The organism is Kitasatospora sp. NPDC056531 (assembly GCF_042794375.1).
Taxonomy (GTDB): Bacteria; Actinomycetota; Actinomycetes; order Streptomycetales; family Streptomycetaceae; genus Kitasatospora.
The window spans coordinates 1-1,488 of record NZ_JBHTTU010000350.1 but is presented as its reverse complement, the minus strand read 5'-3'; the positions used below and the strand labels follow the sequence as shown (position 1 = coordinate 1,488).

Annotated in this window: 3 protein-coding genes; all 3 read left to right on the top strand. The window is 73.0% G+C overall.

What is annotated here, in order from left to right:
• On the top strand, window positions 1-730 hold a 730-nt coding region (locus ACFQ87_RS46340), incomplete at its 5' end, for a cytochrome P450 (RefSeq protein ID WP_380617068.1).
• A gap of 186 nt (window positions 731-916) precedes the next feature.
• Window positions 917-1,081 carry a hypothetical protein gene (locus tag ACFQ87_RS46335; protein ID WP_380617067.1) on the top strand — a complete coding sequence of 55 codons (165 nt, stop codon included), beginning with the start codon at window positions 917-919 and terminating at the stop codon, window positions 1,079-1,081.
• A gap of 103 nt (window positions 1,082-1,184) precedes the next feature.
• Window positions 1,185-1,488 (top strand): hypothetical protein (locus ACFQ87_RS46330; RefSeq protein ID WP_380617066.1); only part of this gene is annotated, 304 nt, incomplete at its 3' end.

The following is a 1,488-nucleotide window of genomic DNA, read 5'->3' as shown; positions in this document are numbered from 1 at the left end:
GCCCTACGACGACCGCAACCGCTTCCAGAGCCTGAGCCGGACCCTGCTGAACAACAGGAGCTCTCTGGAACAGCTCACCGCGGCCCAGGACGAGATCCAGGACTACCTCCGCGGCCTGGCGGCCCGGAAGCGGGAGCGGCCGGAGGACGACATCCTCAGCCGTCTCGCCGCACGCGACGATCTGACCGTGGACGCCGTCGCAAGCAACGGGGGACTGCTGCTGGTCGCCGGGCACGAGACGACGGCGAACATGATCTCGCTCTCGATCGCCCTGCTGCTGGATCAGCCCGAGCAGATCGCCAGGCTGGCCGACCCGGCCGCCCTGCCCGGCGCGGTGGAGGAGCTGCTGCGCCTGCTGACCATCGTGCACGCCGGGCTGCCCCGGGTGGCGCTGGAGGACGTGGAGCTGGGCGGCGAGACGATCAGGGCCGGGGAGGGCGTGATCGCGATGCTCTCCACCGCCAACCGGGACGAGGCGCTGTTCGGCGGTGCCGGGCAGCGGGCGACGGACGAGCTGGACCTGGACCGGGACGCCCGGCGGCACATGGCCTTCGGCTTCGGCGTGCACCAGTGCCTCGGCCAGCCGCTGGCCCGCGCCGAGCTCCAGATCGCGCTGGAGACCCTGTTCCGTCGGCTGCCCGGGCTGCGGCTGGCCGTCGAGCCGAGCGAGCGGGAGTTCCGCACGGAGTCGTTCATCTACGGGATGCGCTCGCTCCCGGCGGCCTGGTGACCGCACCCCGTTGTGGTCCGGGAGGTCGTCGGGGTCCGGGCAGCCCGGGCGGCCGGAAGGCCCGGCGGGGTCACCCGGCTGGCCCCCGCGCCGGGGCAGAGGCAGGCTGGAAGGGCGAAAGACAGCCCGGCCCTGCCACGCCTCCGATCCGGCGCGAGCGGACCGGCCGAGGAGACGGAGCCCGCGATGACGGACATGAGCGAACGCTCCGAGGTGAGCAGCGACCGCGAGGAGGACGTCCGCGCCGCCGATCCCGAGGAGGGCATCACCTCGATGCAGAACCTGCACGCACAGGACACCTCACAGGCGGAGGGCGACCCCATGCTGGACGAACCCGGCTCCAGCAGCTGACCGTCCGCCACACCGATTCGACCGCCCGGCGGGACCGGGCGGTCTCTGCGACCGCAGGTGTCACTGCCCGGGCGGCGGTTCACCGGCGGGGGAGGATAGGCGCATGACCGAACACGATCAAACCCGCCGGCAGGCCCAGCCGCCCGTGGATCCGCGCACCGCATGGGCGACCTGGACCACCCAGTCGATCATCAGCGGCCCGGGCGGGGTCTCCACCGCCGAGGTCGGCCCGATCACCGGCGACCTCACCGTGCACACCACCTGGGTGGACGGCGAGGCGCGGCTGACCGTGCAGTACACCGGCGCGCTGGACTGGTACACGGTCACCGGCAGCCCAGTGCACGCGGCGGACGAGACCACCGCACGGGCGATCCACCAGGCGATGGTGAACGGCGTCAAGGCGGGGC